Source organism: Microvirga sp. GCM10011540 (genome assembly GCF_042650665.1).
In the GTDB taxonomy this organism is placed as follows: domain Bacteria; phylum Pseudomonadota; class Alphaproteobacteria; order Rhizobiales; family Beijerinckiaceae; genus Microvirga; species Microvirga lenta.
Map to the genome: position 1 here is coordinate 1 of NZ_JBHSBQ010000063.1, position 898 is coordinate 898.

An 898-nucleotide genomic window follows, 5' to 3' on the forward strand; every position below is an offset into this window, starting at 1 on the left:
TAAGAAACCGATGCTCCGGCAGTGATCCTCCCAAAGGTATGGTCCAGGCTTGCGCGTGCGATTGCCTGTGCGGCCTGGTCCGGTACCCTATCCGCAAGAGCCACCAAAGGACAAGGATCTGTCGCAACAATTTGTTTCAGAGTTTCAGCTACTGTGCCCAGAGTCACCGTTGCGGAGGTCATGGGGTTCAAGGGCAGGCATATTGATCGCTCTGTAATCCTGCTCTGCGTGCGCTGGTATCTGGCTTACAGCCTCAGCCTGCGGAATTTGGAGGAGATGATGGCCGAGAGGGGCATCTCCGTTGATCATGCGACCGCTCACAGGTGGGTCGTCCAATATGCACCCGAACTGCTCCAGCGCTTCAATCTTCCCAAACGAGGCGTCAGCCGGAGATGGAACGTAGACGAAACCTATATCAAAGTGCGTGGGCGGTGGATGTATCTTTATCGCGCCATCGACAGCAATGGCGATACCGTGGAATTCTGGCTCAGCAAGCGGCGTAACCTCGCTGTAGCCAAGTGCTTCCTGCGCAAGGCGCTCAACCTGTCCAGTGATACCGCAGACCAGCTCCGGAACAGATCACAGCCTGATCTGAAACCCATTCGCATCCGCCAAAGTGCCTACCTCAACAACCGCATCGAGCAGGATCATCGTGCGATCAAGAGGCGCATCCGTCCGATGCTCGGTTTCAAGTCAACGAAGAGTGCCCGTGTAATCCTGGGCGGGATTGAGATGTCCACCTGATGCGCAAACAACAGGCGAAGTACGCCTGCACTCATCAACCGGCGCTCGCTGAACAGTTCGAGTGGCTCGCCGCATAAGCGGATCACAGCCATCTGCTACTTTCTCATCCCTACTCCGGGTTTGCGACAAAGCCAACCCGGATCCCACTCAAGAC

The 898-nt window shown here is 56.2% G+C and carries 1 protein-coding gene; it reads left to right on the top strand.

The window, feature by feature from the left end:
- The first annotated feature begins 180 nt into the window (after positions 1 to 180).
- Positions 181 to 821, top strand: a protein-coding gene (locus ACFOYU_RS15235; RefSeq protein ID WP_377034244.1) for an IS6 family transposase whose coding sequence is annotated in 2 segments (ribosomal slippage) — positions 181 to 736 and positions 736 to 821 — 642 coding nt in all. Because the reading frame shifts where the segments join, the coding sequence is not laid out codon by codon here.
- The last annotated feature ends 77 nt before the right edge of the window (positions 822 to 898 follow it).